The sequence below is a fragment of the Pseudomonas berkeleyensis genome (assembly GCF_014109765.1).
GTDB lineage: Bacteria > Pseudomonadota > Gammaproteobacteria > Pseudomonadales > Pseudomonadaceae > Aquipseudomonas > Aquipseudomonas berkeleyensis.
On sequence record NZ_CP059139.1, the window covers coordinates 3523325 to 3540044 of the forward strand.

General features: G+C 63.8%; 13 protein-coding genes. 10 read left to right on the top strand and 3 right to left on the bottom strand.

Annotated elements, in window-relative coordinates; all coding sequences use genetic code 11:
• Nucleotides 1–99 precede the first annotated feature (99 nt).
• Entirely contained in the window at nucleotides 100–1983 is a 1884-nt protein-coding gene (locus HS968_RS16330) for a methyl-accepting chemotaxis protein (RefSeq protein ID WP_182367195.1), read from the top strand.
• A 58-nt stretch (nucleotides 1984–2041) separates the two neighbouring features.
• On the opposite strand, the gene HS968_RS16335 is transcribed toward HS968_RS16330, so the two are convergent.
• A complete protein-coding gene (locus HS968_RS16335) occupies nucleotides 2042–3037 on the bottom strand; it encodes a TRAP transporter substrate-binding protein (protein ID WP_182367198.1) in 996 nt (331 codons plus the stop codon).
• 349 nt (nucleotides 3038–3386) lie between these two features.
• Between HS968_RS16335 and HS968_RS16340 the strand changes: the two genes are divergently transcribed.
• The 9 genes from HS968_RS16340 (at nucleotide 3387) to HS968_RS16380 (ending at nucleotide 12828) form a co-directional block, all read left to right on the top strand.
• Nucleotides 3387–4139: a 5-oxoprolinase subunit PxpA gene (locus HS968_RS16340; RefSeq protein ID WP_182367201.1), complete on the top strand. Its 753-nt coding sequence runs from the start codon at nucleotides 3387–3389 to the stop codon at nucleotides 4137–4139.
• A complete protein-coding gene (locus HS968_RS16345; RefSeq protein ID WP_182367204.1) occupies nucleotides 4136–4849 on the top strand; it encodes a 5-oxoprolinase subunit B family protein in 714 nt (237 codons plus the stop codon). Before HS968_RS16340 ends, HS968_RS16345 begins: the two co-directional genes overlap by 4 nt.
• Complete coding sequence (locus HS968_RS16350; protein ID WP_182367207.1) at nucleotides 4846–5775, top strand: 5-oxoprolinase subunit C family protein; 930 nt, start codon at nucleotides 4846–4848, stop codon at nucleotides 5773–5775. Before HS968_RS16345 ends, HS968_RS16350 begins: the two co-directional genes overlap by 4 nt.
• Before the next feature lie 172 nt (nucleotides 5776–5947).
• On the top strand, nucleotides 5948–6907 hold the full coding sequence (locus HS968_RS16355) for an AAA family ATPase (protein WP_119692718.1): 960 nt from the start codon (nucleotides 5948–5950) through the stop codon (nucleotides 6905–6907).
• A 100-nt stretch (nucleotides 6908–7007) separates the two neighbouring features.
• Nucleotides 7008–7955 carry a DUF58 domain-containing protein gene (locus tag HS968_RS16360; RefSeq protein WP_182371638.1) on the top strand — a complete coding sequence of 316 codons (948 nt, stop codon included), beginning with the start codon at nucleotides 7008–7010 and terminating at the stop codon, nucleotides 7953–7955.
• The gene (locus HS968_RS16365) at nucleotides 7952–8446 is read left to right on the top strand and encodes a DUF4381 domain-containing protein (protein ID WP_182367209.1); all 495 of its coding nucleotides are present in this window, start codon (nucleotides 7952–7954) and stop codon (nucleotides 8444–8446) included. Before HS968_RS16360 ends, HS968_RS16365 begins: the two co-directional genes overlap by 4 nt.
• Nucleotides 8439–9446, top strand: coding sequence for a vWA domain-containing protein (locus HS968_RS16370; protein WP_182367211.1), 1008 nt, complete (start codon nucleotides 8439–8441; stop codon nucleotides 9444–9446). The genes HS968_RS16365 and HS968_RS16370 overlap by 8 nt, the downstream gene beginning before the upstream one ends.
• Nucleotides 9443–11194: a VWA domain-containing protein gene (locus tag HS968_RS16375; protein ID WP_182367214.1), complete on the top strand. Its 1752-nt coding sequence runs from the start codon at nucleotides 9443–9445 to the stop codon at nucleotides 11192–11194. Before HS968_RS16370 ends, HS968_RS16375 begins: the two co-directional genes overlap by 4 nt.
• On the top strand, nucleotides 11191–12828 hold the full coding sequence (locus HS968_RS16380) for a BatD family protein (protein WP_182367216.1): 1638 nt from the start codon (nucleotides 11191–11193) through the stop codon (nucleotides 12826–12828). The genes HS968_RS16375 and HS968_RS16380 overlap by 4 nt, the downstream gene beginning before the upstream one ends.
• Nucleotides 12829–13122: 294 nt before the next feature.
• On the opposite strand, the gene HS968_RS16385 is transcribed toward HS968_RS16380, so the two are convergent.
• Together HS968_RS16385 and HS968_RS16390 are read right to left on the bottom strand one after the other, a co-directional pair.
• Nucleotides 13123–15501 carry an efflux RND transporter permease subunit gene (locus tag HS968_RS16385; RefSeq protein ID WP_119692723.1) on the bottom strand — a complete coding sequence of 793 codons (2379 nt, stop codon included), beginning with the start codon at nucleotides 15499–15501 and terminating at the stop codon, nucleotides 13123–13125.
• A gap of 16 nt (nucleotides 15502–15517) precedes the next feature.
• Nucleotides 15518–16597, bottom strand: coding sequence for a WD40/YVTN/BNR-like repeat-containing protein (locus tag HS968_RS16390; protein WP_182371639.1), 1080 nt, complete (start codon nucleotides 16595–16597; stop codon nucleotides 15518–15520).
• Between the last annotated feature and the right edge of the window lie 123 nt (nucleotides 16598–16720).

A 16720-nucleotide genomic window follows, 5' to 3' on the forward strand; every position in this document is an offset into this window, starting at 1 on the left:
ATTTCTCGGGAGGCAGTACGGCCATAGACTTTTCTTCAAGTTGTATGACAACTTGCCGACTCCTGAGAATCATCCTGAAGAAGATGGCGAGGCGTTATCGTGAGCTTTTTACTGTCCTGGCAACAAAAATTCCGTTTGCTCGTCGCACTGACCCTGATCAGTCTGACGCTGATGGCGGCCGCTTCATTCTGGGCTAACCAGCGCCTGGGCGATGCGCTGCAGGCGCGCAGCAGTGCCGGCGCCTACGCCAGCGCGACCACGGAGCTGATGAACCAGTGGTGGCGTACCAGCGCGCAGCGACAGCAACTGAGCCCCAACGACGTGGCCAGCTACACCGCGCATCTGTCCGAGCTGGAGACGCTCGTCAGACAACTCGTGGAACAGGCCAAGCCGTTGAATGACGCCAGCCTGATCGAAGATGCCCAGCAGATCGAGACGGTATTGCAGCGAGAAGTGGCCGAACAACGCACCTGGCTGACCCTCAATCAAGCCCTGGGCCTGAGCCCCTTCGAGGGCCAGCGCAAAGTTCTGGCTGACAGCGCACGCGAACTCGAATCCATCACCATCAGCCTGATCCAGCCCGCCATCAGCGAAGCCCTGAGCGCGCAGCGTGACTACCTGTCGACCTTCGATGACGCCTTCGCCCAAACCGCCCTGGCCGCCATCGGCGAACTGCAGACCAAGATCGCTGATCTGGACTGGCAGGAAACCCCTATCGGACAGAATGCGCAGAAGTTCTCGGCAGCCTTCAACCAGGCGCAGCAGAGCATCGAACGCATCAACGCGGCCAACCGGCAGATCACCGAACTTGCCCGGCAGCTACAGGAGAGTGTCGACGCGCAAAGCCGCAACCTCGAAGGCGGCTTGCTGGCACGAACCGAAACGGACGCGCAGCAGGCACGCAGCTCTGCGCAGTGGATCATGGGTCTGAGCTTCGTCATCGTCGCCGGCCTGCTCACCATCACCCTGCTGCAGGCCTCGCGCGTGCTGGTGGCACGTCTGCACAATGCCACGCAACTGCTCAGCCAGGTGGCCTCCGGCGACCTGACCGGCAAGCTGCCGGTGGGCAACAACCCCAAGGATGAATTCAACCAGCTGGCCGCTGCCGCCAACCGCATGATCCAGGGCATCGGCGGCATCGTTTCCCAGGTGGTCAACGCCAACGGCGAGCTGGGTCGCCTGCATGGCCATCTCGGTGATGCCATGCGCCAACTGGGCGACAACAGCATGCAGGTGGAAATGCAGACCGAACAGGCCGCTTCCGCCTCGCAACAGATCAGCGCCACGCTCAACGACATGGCGCAGCGCACCGCCGAGGTCGGCACGGCAACCAGCAGCGCCTACGATGCCGCGCGCAACGGCGGCCAGGTGATCGCTGCCAGTGTCGAAAGCATGAGCCGCCTGGCCCAGCTGATCCAGGACACGCACGCTCAGGTCGACGCACTGGGGCAAAGCAGCGCTCGCGTGAGCGGTATCGTCGATGTGATCAACAGCCTGGCCGATCAGACCAACCTGCTCGCGCTCAATGCCGCCATCGAAGCTGCGCGGGCCGGTGAAGCCGGACGTGGCTTCTCGGTGGTCGCCGATGAGGTGCGTTCGCTGGCCCAGAAAACCGTCGCCGCTACCACCGACATCAGCGCCATCGTCGGCGAGTTCCAGCAGCAGACCCGGCACATGCATCAGTTGATGAGCAACGGCCTCGGTCTCGCGGCAGACAGCGAACGCCATGCCGGTGACGTGGCCAACGCCATCGACTCCATCACCCAGGCCATGGAGCGCCTCAACGGCGAAATGAATCAGGTCGTGGTGGCGATCGAAGAAGTGTCCACCACCACCGAGGACATCGCCGACAAGATGGAGTCCATCAACCTGCATACCGGCCAGAGCAAGGATCTGCGGCATAACCTTGGCCATCACACCGAAGGCCTTTCTTCCCAGGTCGATGCCCTCGGCCGTAGCGCCAGCCAGTTCCGCCTGGTCTGAACGAAAAGGCCCGGCCGATATCCATCGGTCGGGCCTTGCGCACCGACTGGCTGCGACTCTAGTGTTCGCCGCCCTCGAGATAGTCATCGATGATGCGTGCGCGATCCTCGCCCGCACGCGCCAGCCACTCGTTGGTCAGGGTCTGGCCAACCTCGGTGAGCCCCTGATGCAGCGCCGGCGGAATGTCCTGCACGACGGTAATGCCGCGCCGGGCCAGCATGCGTGTCTGATACCCGGTCAGCGCCCAGGAAAGCTCCCAGCCGGCCCGCTCGGCGCGCTCGCCGGCATGCAACAACGCCTGCCGGTGCGCTTCGGGCAAACGCTGGAAGGCCCGTTCGTTGACGATGACGATGTTCTTGGGAATGAACGCCCTGACATCGTAGAAGTGGGAAACGAAATCCCAGGCGCGCAGATCCATACCCGTGGCACTGGAGGTCAGCATGACGTCGACCTTGCCATCACGAAAGGCCTGTGCCACGTCCTCGGTGTTGATGGTCGTCGGCTGCGCGTGCAGCAGGTGCGCCAGGCGTGAAATGGTCGGGTTGTAACTGCGAAAGCGCAGGTCACGCAGATCGCCAACATGCTGCAGAGGGCGATCACTGAACAGACTCTGTGCCGGCCAAGGCACCGCGTAGACCAGACGCACACCGTCGGCCAGCAGTCGCTGTTCGATCGCGCTGCGGCTGACTGCCCAGAGCTTGCGTGCCTGCTCGTAATCGGTGGCGAGAAACGGCAGGCTGTCCAGCTCGTAGATCGGGTCTTCGTTGCCCAGCGCCGACATGAACAGGTCGCCGAGCTGAATATCGCCACGGCTCACCGCTGGCTTCACATCCAGGCGCCGATACAGGGCAGAGTTGGGATGTACGCGAATGTCCAGATGGCCCTGGGTGGCCTGTCGTACGTTTCTGGCGAAGTCCACCGCGACACGGCTGATGAAGTTGCCCGCAGGTTGCTCGACGGACATCGACCAGCGTTCGTTACTCTGTACGGGAAAGGCCACGGGCAAAGCGACAAGCAGAGCGCAGAGCGCCGACACGCAGTGTACGGTCTTCATGGAGTTCCCCACTGGACAGGTGGTCTGGTGCAGAATCGGCCCGACTTCTGCACAGCGGAAAGCAAAGTCCCCCGGTACGGGAACCGGGGGTGCGCCAAAACAGCGCCAAGGAGCGTCTCACGGGGCTCACTGTCGAGCGCTGAGGCGACACTGTCCAACGGGAAAAAACGGAGTCGTCCGATCAGAAAATCCGATACCCGCCACCATCAGCTTTTCCTATCTCGGGCGGATGTTTTTATTAGTTGGACGCCTCAGGCGGCACTCTGAAAAATAAACGACAACCATTAGAACAGCCTGCGCGCTGTCCACTAGACGTCCTCCACATGCAAGCCACGATTAGGATGCTCCCTTGAATAGCCTGCTTCTGAATTGCGACATCGGCGAAAGCTTCGGCGCCTGGACCATGGGCCTGGACGCCGAGGTCATGCCCTTCATCGATTGCGCCAACATCGCCTGCGGCTTCCATGCCTCCGATCCCGGCACCATGCGCAAGACCGTGGCCCTGGCGGTCGAACATGGCGTGCGCATCGGCGCGCACACCGCGTATCAGGATCTGGTCGGCTTCGGTCGCCGCTCGATGGACTGCACGCCGCAGGAAGTCGAAGACCTGATGCTCTACCAGATCGGTGCACTGGAAGGCATCTGCCGTAGCCAGGACAGCCACGTCAGCTACGTCAAACCGCACGGCGCGCTGTATCAGGACATGATGCGCAAGCCCGCCACGCTGCGTGCGGTGATGAGCGCCGTGGCCAAGTACAACCGCCACCTGCCGCTGATGCTGATGTGCACCCGCGACAACAGCCAGTTCCAGGCGCTGGGCGACGAGTACGGCCTGACGCTGTGGTTCGAGGCCTTCGCCGACCGCGCCTACGACGCCGAGGGTTTTCTGGTCAGCCGCAAGCTGCCCGACGCGGTGCACCACGACAGCGAAATCATCGTCGACCAGGCCGTGACCCTGGCACGTGGCGAGACCCTGGTCGCCAGCGATGGCAGCGCCCTGTTGCTGCGGGCTCAGACCTTGTGCGTGCATGGCGACAACGCCAGCTCGGTCGCCGCAGTCAAACGTATCCGCCAGGCATTCGACACGCTGGATCAGGCATGAAAGCACCCACCCCACGGCTCGAAGTCGCCGGCATCGATAGCCTGATCCTGCGTCTGTTCGAACAGATCGACGAAGACAACATGCCCTGGATGCTGGCCGCCAGCCTGCGCCTGAAGGAAGTCTTCTGCACGGCACTGATCGACCTGGTGCCCTCCTACACCACGCTGCTGCTGCATTACGACCTGACCCTGCTCGACGCGCAGCAGGTTCGCGCCCTGGTGGCCCAAGCCTTCGAAGGCCTGCAACCTGCCGTGACCGGCAGCGGCCGCGAACACTGCCTGCCCACCTGGTACGACCGCAGCGTCGGACCGGAACTGGCACTGCTGGCCGAACGCACCGGCCTCAGCGAGACCGAGGTGATCACCCGCCATAGTGACCACACGTACCAGGTCTTCGCTCTGGGCTTTGCCCCGGGTTTCGCCTTCATGGGCTTGGTCGAAGAGCTACTCGCCACGCCACGCCTGAGCACTCCGCGTAAACGCATCGCGCCTGGCAGCGTCGGCATTGCCGAGCGCCAGACCGCAGCCTACCCGGTGACCTCCCCCGGCGGCTGGAACCTGCTGGGGCGCACCCCGGTGAAACTCTTCGGCGATGACATCGAAGGCTACAGCCTGCTGCAACCGGGCGACCGGGTGCGTTTCGTGCCGGTCGAACGTGCCGAGTTCATCCGCCTGGGCGGCGACGACAGCCCTCTGGAGACCTTGCAATGACCCAGACCAGCAATGGGCTGCGCATCGTGCGTAGCAGCCCTTTCATCCAACTGCAGGATGCCGGCCGTTTTGGCGTACGCCACCTGGGCGTGACCCAGAGCGGCGCGCTGGACTGGATCGCGCAGTACTGGGCCAACTGGCTGCTGGGCAATCCACTGACCGCCGCCGTGGTGGAAATCACCCTCGGCAATGGCGAATTCGAATGCACCCGCGACGCCACGCTGGCGCTTGCAGGTGCCGACCTGGGCGCGCGCCTGGATGAACAGAACCTGCAGCCCTGGCGCAGTTTCCGCGTGCGTGCCGGCCAACGCCTGACGTTCGCCCAGCCACGCCAGGGCGCCCGTGCCTACCTTGCCGCCCCCGGAGGTTTCCTGGCACCGGAGGTACTCGGCAGTTGCGCCAGCATGCTGCGCGAAGGCCTCGGTGGCCTGCACGGCAACGGCCAGGCCCTGGCCAACGGCGACGAACTGAGCTGGGCCGGCACCACCGAGTCCGTGCGAGAAGTCCCTCGGGAACAGATTCCACACTACTCGTCCTGCCCTCGCCTGCCGCTGGTGCTGGGCGCGCAGATCGGCGACTTCGGCGGACAGAGCCTGTTCGATGCGTTCAACTGCGACTGGCTGATCGACACCCGCGCCGACCGCATGGGCATTCGCCTGAATGGCCCGCAGTTGCAATGCAACCGTGGCTCGATGATCTCCGAAGGCATTCCCCTGGGCGCGGTGCAGGTGCCGCCTGATGGCCAGCCGATCATCCTGCTCAACGACCGGCAGACCATCGGCGGTTATCCACGCCTCGGTGCGTTGACGCCTCAAGCCGTTGCCCGTTTGGCCCAGTGCCTGCCCGGACAGAAGGTACGCCTGACGCCCAGTACCCAAGAGAGTGCTCAACGCCAGCAACGCGAACTGCTGAAACAGTGGCAATAACCGGTCTACTGCGTAGGGCGGGTGCAACCCGCCACCGTTACTCACATCTGTTGAGAGGCCGGTCATAACGCGCACGCGATGCATAGCGGCTGAAGCCGCAAATGCATTAAAGTCGGCGGTCTGCACGCGAGGCTGAAAACAGCGCTCGCCCATTGCCCAGAAGAGCCCGACGATGGAACACCGTGACGCGCTGGTCGCCCTGCGACAATTCCTCTCCAGCCAGATTCTCGGCCAGGACAAGCTCATCGACCGCCTGCTGGTCGCCCTGCTCGCCGATGGCCACCTGCTGGTCGAAGGCGCACCCGGCCTGGCCAAGACCAAAGCGATCAAGGAGCTGGCCGAAGGCATCGAGGGTGAGTTCCACCGCATCCAGTTCACTCCAGATCTGCTCCCGGCAGACATCACCGGTACCGAGATCTACCGCCCGGAAACCGGCAGCTTCGTGTTCCAGCAGGGGCCGATCTTCCACAACCTGGTGCTGGCCGACGAGATCAACCGCGCACCGGCCAAGGTGCAGTCGGCGCTGCTCGAAGCCATGGCCGAGCGCCAGGTATCGGTAGGCCGCAGCACCTACGACCTGTCACCGCTGTTTCTGGTCATGGCCACGCAGAACCCCATCGAGCAGGAAGGCACCTACCCGTTGCCGGAAGCCCAGCTCGACCGTTTCCTGATGCATGTGAAGATCGGTTTCCCCGATGCTGCCGTGGAGCGCAAGATTCTCGCCCAGGCCCGTGGCGATGCGCTCAACGGCGAAGCCAAGCCCGAACACCGGGTCAGCCAGCAGGCGATCTTCGCCGCGCGCAAGGAAATCCTCGGCCTGTACATGGCCGATGCCGTGGAGGAGTACCTGGTGCAACTGGTGATGGCCAGCCGCACCCCGGCCAAGTTCGATGCCGAGCTGGCCGACTGGATCGCCTACGGCGCCAGCCCACGCGGCTCGATCTCCCTGGATCGCTGCGCCCGTGCCCACGCCTGGCTGGCCGGACGCGACTTCGTCAGCCCCGAAGACATCCAGGCGGTGCTGTTCGACGTGCTGCGCCACCGCATCATTCTCTCGTTCGAAGCCGAAGCCTCGGGGGTGGATCAGGATCGCGTGATCCAGCGCATCCTCGATGTGGTGGCGGTGGCCTGATGCAGCTGCTCGCAGCGCAATCCCCTCCCGTAGCCCGGATGCAATCCGGGGTTGGTTCATCCTGCCTCCCGGATTGCATCCGGGCTACGTGCTGATGTCCATGCAAACCCCGGCCAACCAACCCGGCATCCACGTCACCCTCGGCGAGCTGATCGACATGCGCCACAAGGTGCATGAAGTGCCGCTGTTCTCCACGCCGGCGCGACGCAGCCCGTTGATCGGCCTGCACCATTCGCGCCTGCGTGGGCGCGGCGTGGACTTCGATCAGGTGCGCGTCTACCAGGCCGGCGACGATGTGCGCACCATCGATTGGCGCGTCACCGCACGCACCCAGGAGCCGCACACCAAGCTGTTCCACGAAGAGCGCGAGCGCCCCATCTTCATCATCGCCGAACAGAGCCAGCGCCTGTTCTTCGGCTCCAGCCTGTGCTTCAAATCGGTATTGGCAGCGCAGGCGGCAGCACTGGTCGCCTGGGCCGCGCTCGGCCACAACGACCGTATCGGTGGCCTGGTATTCGCCGACAACGAGCATCACGAAGTCAAACCACGGCGCAGCAAGCAGAGCCTGCTGCAACTGCTCAACCTGCTGGCACGCGCCAATCAGGCCTTGCAGCCGGAGCCACAGCCTGGCGGGGTGCGCGATGCCTTCGGCCTGGCCTTGCGCCGCGCTCGTGAAGTGCTGCGTCCTGGCAGTCTGGTGGTGGTGCTGTGCGACGAACGCGCGCTGAGCGATAACGCCGAGCAGCAGTTGACCCTGCTCGCCCGTCATACCGACCTGCTGCTATTGCCGCTGTCCGACCCGCTCGATCACGCCCTGCCCGCCGCCGGCCTGCTGCGCTTCACCCAGAACGATGCCCAGCTGGAACTGGACAGCCACAACGGCGACCTGCGTCAGCGCTACCGGGAGCAGGCGCAAACGCGCGAACAACGCTGGCAACGTCTGGCGCAAAAACTCGGCGTCCCACTGCTGCCGCTGAGCACCCAGTTCGAACTGGTCGAGCAACTGCAGGAACAACTCAGTGCGCTGCGCCCGAGGAAGGCGCCATGAATCCACTCGAGCAGTTGCAGCCACTGATCGACCCTCCGCCAGTGCATTGGTGGCCACCCGCTCCTGGCTGGTGGTTGCTGGCCGTGCTCCTGCCGCTGCTCGGCTGGGGACTCTGGCACCTGTTGCAGCGCTGGCGCAACAGGCCGCGCCAGGTCGTTCGCGAACAGGCACTCGATCCCCTGCGCCAGGCTGCGCTGGACGAACTGGCGCAGTTGCGCAAACCCTACGATGGCCAGGACGCGGGCCCCTGGCTGCAACAGCTCAACGCCCTGCTCAAGCGCCTGTGCCGCGAACGCTATCCGGACGCGGGCAGTCATATCCTGAGCAGCCGCGCCTGGTTGGCCTTTCTCGACAACCGTTGTCCGGCGGCAGGCCTGACACGCTGGATGATTCTCGTCGAAGGCGCTTACAAACCGCAGTGCACCCTCAGCGACAAGGCCATCACGGAACTCGACCTGGCCGTCGCCACCTGGATTCGCAAGCATGTTTGAGTTCGCCTGGCCCTGGATATTCCTGCTGGCGCCGTTGCCCTGGCTGCTGCGCCTGCTGCTGCCGCCGGCCGACAGTGGCGATGCCGCGCTGCGCGTGGGCTTTCTCGACGAACTGCAGAGCATGAGCGGCCGCCGCGCGCGCGCGGCATTGCCGAGCTGGCGTCAGCAAGCGCCGCTGGCGCTGCTTTGGCTGTTGCTGCTGTGCGCGGCGGCACGGCCACAGTGGGTCGGCGAACCCTTGCCGCTGCCGGCCAGCGGTCGCGACCTGCTGCTGGCGGTGGATGTTTCCGGCTCGATGGATTACGCCGACATGCAGTGGGACGACGAACCGATCAGCCGTCTGGAGCTGGTCAAACGTCTGCTCGGTGACTTCATCGAGGATCGCCGTGGTGATCGCGTCGGGCTGATCCTGTTCGGTAGTCAGGCCTACCTGCAGGCGCCGCTGACCTTCGACCGCCATACCGTCCGCACCTGGCTGGACGAGGCGTTGATCGGCATCGCCGGCAAGAACACCGCCATCGGAGATGCCATCGGCCTGGCGGTCAAACGCCTGCGCCAACGGCCGACGCAAAGCCGCGTGCTGGTGCTGATCACCGATGGTGCCAACAACGGCGGCGAAATCGAGCCAATGCTCGCGGCACAGCTGGCAGCCGACGAAGGCGTGCGCATCTACACCATCGGTATCGGCGCCGACCCGCAACAAGGCGGCGTACTCGGCGCCCTGGGCTTCACCAGTGGCCTCGACCTGGACGAACCGACGCTGCGCGCGATTGCCGACGCCACTGGTGGCGAGTATTTCCGTGCACGCAACCAGACCGAGCTGGAACAGATCGAACGCAGCCTGGATCGCCTGGAACCCGTCGCCCAGCAGCCCACCCTCGCCCGCCCGGCACAGGCGCTGTATGCCTGGCCGTTGGCACTGGCGTTGCTCGGCTCCGTGCTGCTGGTCAGCCAGATCCTCTGGCCCGACCTGCCACAACGCCTGCGGAGGCGCACATGAGCCTGCTCTGGCCGGAATGGCTACGACCCTTGTGGCTGCTGGCGGTGCCACTGCTCGCCTGGTTGCTGTGGCGCCTGTGGCACCGCGAACGACAGAGCGGGCGCTGGCAACTGCTGCTACCGGCAGCGTTTCATCAGGTGTTGCTCAAGGGCGGCGATGGCCGCACCAGCAAGCTGCCCTGGCTGGCGCTCGGCCTGGCCTGGTTGCTGGCCGTGGTGGCGTTGCTCGGCCCGAGCTGGCAGCGTGTCGAGCAAAGTAATCAGAAACCTGCCGACCCGCTACTGGTGCTGCTGGAGCTGACGCCGCAGATGCTCGCCACCGATGGCACGCCCAATCGCCTGGAGCAAGCCAGGCGCAAACTGCTCGACCTGCTCGAAGCACGCAACGACGCGCAAACCGCCATCATCGTCTATGCCGGCAGCGCCCACAGCCTGGTGCCACTGTCGGATGACCTGGCCACCAGCCGCAACCTGCTCGAAGCACTGAAACCCTCGTTGATGCCAGAGCCAGGCCGCCGCGCCGACCTGGCCGTCAGCCGCGCCCTGCAATTGCTGGATCAGGCGCAACTGGGCCAGGGTCGCCTGCTGCTCATCACCAGCGCCCTGGATGAACAGGAGCGCAGCGGTATTCAGAAGGCACTGGAAAAACGCTCGGTGCCCCTGCTGATTCTCGGCGTCGGCAGCCGTGAAGGCGCCCCGGTGGCCCAGGAGGACGGTAGTTTTCTCAAGGACGAGCGTGGCGCCATCCTCATCCCCCGCCTGGACGCCCGCGGCCTGCGTGAAGTCGCCGAAAACCATGATGGCCGCTACACGCCGATCCGCCTCGATGATGAAGACCTCAAGCGCCTGGGCCTGCTCGACGGCCCTACAGCCCTGCGTGACGCCACCGAGCCGACCCTGCTCGACAGTCATATCGACCAGGGCTACTGGCTGTTGCTGCCGCTGCTGTTGCTCGCTGCCTGCGCAGGCCGACGCGGCTGGCTGTTCTGCCTGCCCCTGCTGTTGATGTTGCCGCCGCAGACCAGCCATGCCTTTACCTTCGACGACCTCTGGCTACGCCCGGATCAGCAGGGCCAGCACCTGCTCGATGCCGGCCGCCCGGATGAAGCGGCGCAACGTTTCCAGGATCTGCAGTGGCAAGGCAAGGCGCTCTTCGAGTCCGGTGACTATACCGGTGCGGCCGAGCGTTTTGCCCAGGGCGACAGCGCCGCCGATCACTACAACCGCGGCAATGCACTGGCCAAGTCAGGCGAACTGGAGGCGGCTCTGGACGCCTACGACCAGGCGCTGGAGCGCCAGCACGAACTGGAAGCGGCGCAGTACAATCGCGCCCTGGTCGAAGAAGCGCTGCGTCAGCGCCAGGAACAGCAGAGCGCTGACGAAAACTCGCAGACGCAAGCGCAGGATGAGGGCGACGAAGAGCCCAGCGAAGCCCCTGCCGGCCAAAGCTCGGACTCGGCGCCCAGCCAACCCGCCACGCCAAAGCGTGCGGATGACAGCGCTGACAACAATCAGCCGCAAAGCCCCGAAGACAACGCGGCCAGCCCCTCCGAGCAAACGCTGCCCAGCGAAGAAACAGCGGATACCGATTCAGGCGAACCATCGACACAGGATACGGACATGGGCTCGGCCGATGAACGCCGCCAGGCAATGGAACAATGGTTGCGACAGATCCCGGATGACCCTGCCGAGCTGCTGCGGCGAAAATTCTGGTACGAACAGCAACAGCGTCAGGAATCCTCCCGATGAAGCGTTTGCTCATGCTCCTCCTTCTGCTGGCCGGTCAGGCCCATGCCGAAGCCTTCTTCGCCAGCGTCGACCGCACCCGCCTGAGTGAAGGCGAAACCGTGGTGCTGACCCTCGAGTCGACCGACCCGACCCGCTTCGGCAGGCCGGATCTGAGCCCCTTGGATGAACATTTCGAGGTGCTCGGCAGCCGCCAGGTCAACCGCCTGAGCAGCATTGGCGACACCCCACGCGCCAGCACGCGCTGGATTCTCACCCTGCAACCGCGCCAGAGCGGCGACGTGGTGATCCCGCCGATCCGCCTGGAAGACGCCGAAACCCTGCCGATTACCCTGCACGTCGAGGCACGCAGCAAGTCAGCCGGCGGCGAGCAACTGGCCCCGGTATTCATCGACGCCAGCCTCGATCAGGACAGTATCTACGTGCAGGCCCAGGCGGTACTGACGTTGCGCATCTACCATTCGGTTTCGATGTATGACGACAGCAGCCTGACGCCGCTGCAGATGAACGATGCCCGCATCGAACAGCTGGGTGAACCGCGCACCTACGAGAAGAATATCGGCGGCGTGCGCCATGGCGTCATCGAGCTGCAGTACGCCATCTACCCACAGCGCAGCGGTGAATTGACCATCCCCGGGCAGATGTTCAGCGCGACCCTGGTCGACCGCTCACGCGGCAACGACTTCCTGCCCTTCGGCCCGCGCGCCGGCAAGGTCTCGCGGGTCAAGTCGCCGGACATCCCGCTGCATGTCAAAGCCAAGCCTGCCAGTTATCCGGCCGACGCCCCCTGGCTACCGGCACGTGCGTTGGGCCTGGCGGAAACCTGGAACCCGCAACCGGAGCAGAGCCAGGTCGGCGAGTCGCTGACACGCAGGCTTATCCTCAAGGTCGACGGCTTGTCCAGTGCCCAGCTACCGCCCTTGCCGGCCACCCAGGTCGATGGCCTGCGCCGGTATCCGGATCAACCGCAGCTGAGCGATCAGAAGAGCGAAACCGGCATGATCGGTACACGTGAAGAGCGTGAGGCGCTGGTGCCGAATCGCAGCGGCAGTTTCGATCTGCCGCCGCTGGAGGTGGTGTGGTGGAATACCCAGACCGACAGCCTGGAGCGCACCACCCTGTCAGCTCGCACGTTGCAGGTTGCCGAGAATCCTCAACTGCAGAACGACGAACAACCCAATACGCCGATGGTGACCACCCAGGTGGTCGAAGGGCCGGCGCTGTGGCCCTGGCAGTTGGCCTGCGCCCTGCTGAGCCTGAGTACGCTGATCGGCTTCGGTCTGTGGTGGCATGCCCGTCGCCAACCGGCGATCCAGCGCGCCGCGCAGACCGGCCCAAGCCCGCGCACCCTGCTCGACGACCTCAAGCGCGCCTGCCTGGCCGGCGACGCCCAGGCCACCCGCCACGCCCTCGACGCCTGGGCGCGCCAGCAACCGGAAACCCTGGCCGACATGGCGGCGCGCTACGTGCCGTTGTCGGATGCTCTCGACGGTCTCAACGGCGCCCTCTACAGCGAAAGCGGCCAGTTCTGGCAAGGCGAAGAGCTGTGGAAAGCCATTCGCAGCCTGCCCGCCAGCCAGGAGCCTAGCGCGGCGCCGCAGGAAAGCAGCGCCTTGCCGCCGCTCTATCCACGCTGACAGCAATATCCACCGGTGCGCATGGCGCACCCCACGGATGATCGCAGCCACACGTGGTAGGGTGCGCCGCGCGCACCGGCTCCCGGCTCCGGCGCATCGGATCGACCTTGACTGCTGACGAGATCTCTCCAGGCGACGAATCGCCTCAAGGGCAGCAATATCAGCGGTGCGCACGGCGCACCCTACGTGAACGTTGGCGCACTTCGGTAGGCGTACGACGCGCGCCCTTCCCTAGGGCCTATAACGAAAAAACCGCGGCCCAAGGGCCGCGGTTTTCGTTAAACACTGCCTGTCTTAGTGAGCCAGCAGCGAACCACCCTTCTTGCCCACCAGCTTCTCGGGCTTGATCAGGAAGCGCGCCAGTGCCGGCAGCAGCAGCATGGCACCGAACATGTTGACGATGAACATGAAGGTCAGCATAAGGCCCATGTCGGCCTGGAACTTGATCGCCGAGAACATCCAGGTCGCTACGCCGATGGCCAGGCACAGACCGGTGAACAGCACGGCCTTACCGGTCGACTTGAGCGTCTGGTAGTAGGCTTCTTGCAGCGGCAGCCCCGCACGCAGGAAGCTTTCCAGGCGGCTGTAGATATAGATGCCATAGTCCACACCGATACCCACGCCGAGTGCGATCACCGGCAGGGTCGCGACCTTCATGCCGATGCCGAGGAAAGCCATCAGCGCATTGCCGAGAATCGAGGTGAGGATCAGCGGCAGCACGATGCAGATCATCGCCGGGATCGAGCGGAAGGTGATCAGGCACATGATCGCCACCCACAGGTAGACCAGCGTCAGCATCAGCAACTCGGAGGTGGAGATCACCTCGTTGGTCGCCGCCTCGATACCTGCGTTACCGGCAGCCAGAAGGAACTCCAGGCCATCGCGGTTGTGCTCGTCAGCGAACGCCTGCACCGCCGCAACGGTACGCTTGAGCGTCTCGGCCTTGTGATCCTCGAGGAACAGCAACACCGGCGCCAACGAGCAGTCGGCGTTGTACAGACCGTCAGCACGGGCGATGGAGTTGTTCAGCACGTCCTGGTTACGCGACAGGGTTTCCCATTTCAGGTTGCCCTCATTCATGCCCTTGATCAGTTGCTTGGACACCGTGACCATGGAAATCGCGGACTGCACGCCCTTGGTGTTCTCCATCTTCCACATCAGCTCGTCCATGGCGGACAGGGCTTCGTAGGTGGAGCACCCTTCGGCAGGCGTCTTGACCATCACCACCAACACGTCGGAGCTGGTCGAGTAGTTCTGGATGATGAAGTCGTTATCCAGGTTATAGCGCGAGTCCGGCCTCAGCTCCGGCGCACCCTGGTCGAGGTCGCCGACCTGCAGGTGGGCCTTCTGATAGAAGAAGCAGCTGACGCCAGCAAGCAGGCCCAGCACCACCATGAATGGCGCCACATTGGGATGAGCGACCTTGGACAGCAGGCGCCACATCGGTTTCTCGGTCACTTCATCCTTCTTGCTACGCTCGACCGCCTTCTTGCTGATACCCAGATAGGAGATCGCCACAGGCAACAGGATGAGGTTGGTGAAAACGATCACCAACACACCGATGGAAGCACCGATGGCCAGCTCGTGTATCACGCCGATGTCGATGATCAGCAATGCGATGAAGCCCACGGCATCAGCCAGGATGGCGATCATGCCGGGCAGGAACAACTGGCGGAAGGTACGCCGCGCCGCCATCAGCGAGTTCTCGGCGCCACTGGACTGCAACGCGATACCGTTGATCTTCTGCACGCCGTGGGACACGCCGATAGCGAAGATCAGGAACGGAACCAGCATCGAGTACGGATCGAGACCGAAGCCGGCCAGGTGCATCAAGCCCAACTGCCAGACCACCGCGATCAGGGTGGTGACCAGCACGCCGATGGTGCTGCGGATACACCAGCTGAACCAGTACAGCAGGACGAAAGTGATCAGCAGTACGATGGCGAAGAAGCCCACCACCATGATCAGGCCATCGATCAGGTCACCCACCTTCTTGGCGAAACCGATGATGTGGATCTGTACATTGGGGTTTTCCAACTGGTACTTGTCGCGGATCTTCTCTTCCAGCTCGTGGGAGAACTTCTGGTAATCCAGCTTGATCAGCTTGCCCTGATCGTTAGGATCCGGATAGGACTCCAGCAACGGCACGTCGATGATGCTGGACTTGAAGTTGTTCGCCACCAGACGGCCGATCTGCCCGGACTTGAGCACGTTGCTGCGCAGCTCTTCGAGGCTCTGCGCGCTGCCGTCATAGGTCTGCGGAATCACTTCGCCGCCGGCGAAACCTTCTTCGGTCACTTCGGTCCAGCGTACGCTCGGGCTCCACAGCGACTTCAGGTTGGAGCGGTCGACGCCATTGATGTAGAAGACCTCGTCATGGATCTGCCGCAGCGTTTCCATGTACTCCTTGGCGAAGATGTCGCCGTCCTTGGCCTCTACCGAGATACGCACGGTATTGCCGAGGTTGGCCAGGTCGTTGCGGTGCTCCATCATCTTCTCGATGAACGGATGCGACAGCGGGATCATCTTCTCGAAGCTGGTCGAGGGACGAACCTGGGTAGCCTGATAGAGCAGGAAGATGGTGGTCAGCAGACAGAGCAGAATGACCGCCGGCCGATTGTTGAAGATCAGGCGCTCGAGAAAGCTCGCCTTGTCCTGGTGATGATCGGTCATCGAAGACTACCCCTTATTATTGTGCGGTCGGCATGGCGCCAGTCGGTGTAGCCAGGCGAACACCGCCCTGCCCAACCAGAACCAGTTGACCCTTGTCACCTGCAGCTACCGCTGCCAGGGACAGACGATCCGGACGATTGAACAGGCTGAAGCTGCGCCCACCGTCCTCACTCTTCAGTACCGTGCCACCGTGCCCGACCACCACGATGGAGCCGTCAGCCAGCAAAACCGCACCAGACAGGCCGAATTCCAGCGGGCCGTTGCCGGGGTTCTCGAGTCGAATTTGCTGCCAGCTGTCACCGAAATCGCTGGAACGGAACAGATGGCCGCGCAGACCATAAGCCAGCAGAACACCGCTCTGATCGGTTCCCATCACGCCGAACAGCGAGCCCTCGTAGGGCGGCTCTGCGATCTTCTCCCAGCTCTCGCCCCAGTCGGCGGAACGGAACATGACGCCCATCTCGCCCACGATGAACAGGCCACTGTCCTTGACGGCGGCGATGCCGTTGAGGTGATAGGCATCTTCGTTGTCGAGGCGATCGCTGACGTCGTCCCAGGTCTTGCCGCCATCGAGCGTTTCCAGCAACGCCCCGTATGCGCCAACGGCAAAGCCGTGATCGGCATCCTTGAACCAGATATCCAGCAGAGGGGCTTCACGCTCGAGATCGTCGAACTGCTTGACCCAGGTTTCGCCGCCATCGGTTGTAGCGAGAATCACGGCATCGTGACCGACAGCCCAACCATGCTGCGCATCGAGGAAAAACAGGGACGTGAGCATCTGCCGGGTCGGCACCTTGGCCTGCACCCAGGTCTGTCCCTGATCATTGGAATAGAGAATGTGGCCACGATCACCGGCAACGACCAGGCGTTGGCCCGTGTTGACGACGTCGAGCAACAAGCTGTGAACCGCCTTGGGCGATTCGATGGAATAACCAGCCTCTGCGGCAGCCGAGGTTTCGGCATGCACGGGTGCGGCGGCAAGAACCAGAACGGAAAGCACACTGCACAGCGAGAGCGCTTTAGCCAGCGGCGAATGGACACGGAGCGCCGGTTTGCGCGCCAGAATCGACGCCAGACCGGACTGGGTGCGCCGCATGACGGGCTCACTCATATACCTTCCCCCTTTCTTGTTATAGGCGGTACTGCCTTTAGAGCCTGTTCACGATCTGCTGCGCGTCGGCCCTGCTGCGTTAAAACCAAGCTCGGTAGGCCGCTTGCG

Coding starts and splice junctions, on each gene's coding strand:
- HS968_RS16335 (WP_182367198.1), bottom strand. CDS start 3,037: ATGAAGACCGTACACTGCGTGTCGGCGCTCTGCGCTCTGCTTGTCGCT.
- HS968_RS16345 (WP_182367204.1), top strand. CDS start 4,136: ATGAAAGCACCCACCCCACGGCTCGAAGTCGCCGGCATCGATAGCCTG.
- HS968_RS16350 (WP_182367207.1), top strand. CDS start 4,846: ATGACCCAGACCAGCAATGGGCTGCGCATCGTGCGTAGCAGCCCTTTC.
- HS968_RS16355 (WP_119692718.1), top strand. CDS start 5,948: ATGGAACACCGTGACGCGCTGGTCGCCCTGCGACAATTCCTCTCCAGC.
- HS968_RS16360 (WP_182371638.1), top strand. CDS start 7,008: ATGCAAACCCCGGCCAACCAACCCGGCATCCACGTCACCCTCGGCGAG.
- HS968_RS16365 (WP_182367209.1), top strand. CDS start 7,952: ATGAATCCACTCGAGCAGTTGCAGCCACTGATCGACCCTCCGCCAGTG.
- HS968_RS16370 (WP_182367211.1), top strand. CDS start 8,439: ATGTTTGAGTTCGCCTGGCCCTGGATATTCCTGCTGGCGCCGTTGCCC.
- HS968_RS16375 (WP_182367214.1), top strand. CDS start 9,443: ATGAGCCTGCTCTGGCCGGAATGGCTACGACCCTTGTGGCTGCTGGCG.
- HS968_RS16380 (WP_182367216.1), top strand. CDS start 11,191: ATGAAGCGTTTGCTCATGCTCCTCCTTCTGCTGGCCGGTCAGGCCCAT.
- HS968_RS16385 (WP_119692723.1), bottom strand. CDS start 15,501: ATGACCGATCATCACCAGGACAAGGCGAGCTTTCTCGAGCGCCTGATC.
- HS968_RS16390 (WP_182371639.1), bottom strand. CDS start 16,597: ATGCGGCGCACCCAGTCCGGTCTGGCGTCGATTCTGGCGCGCAAACCG.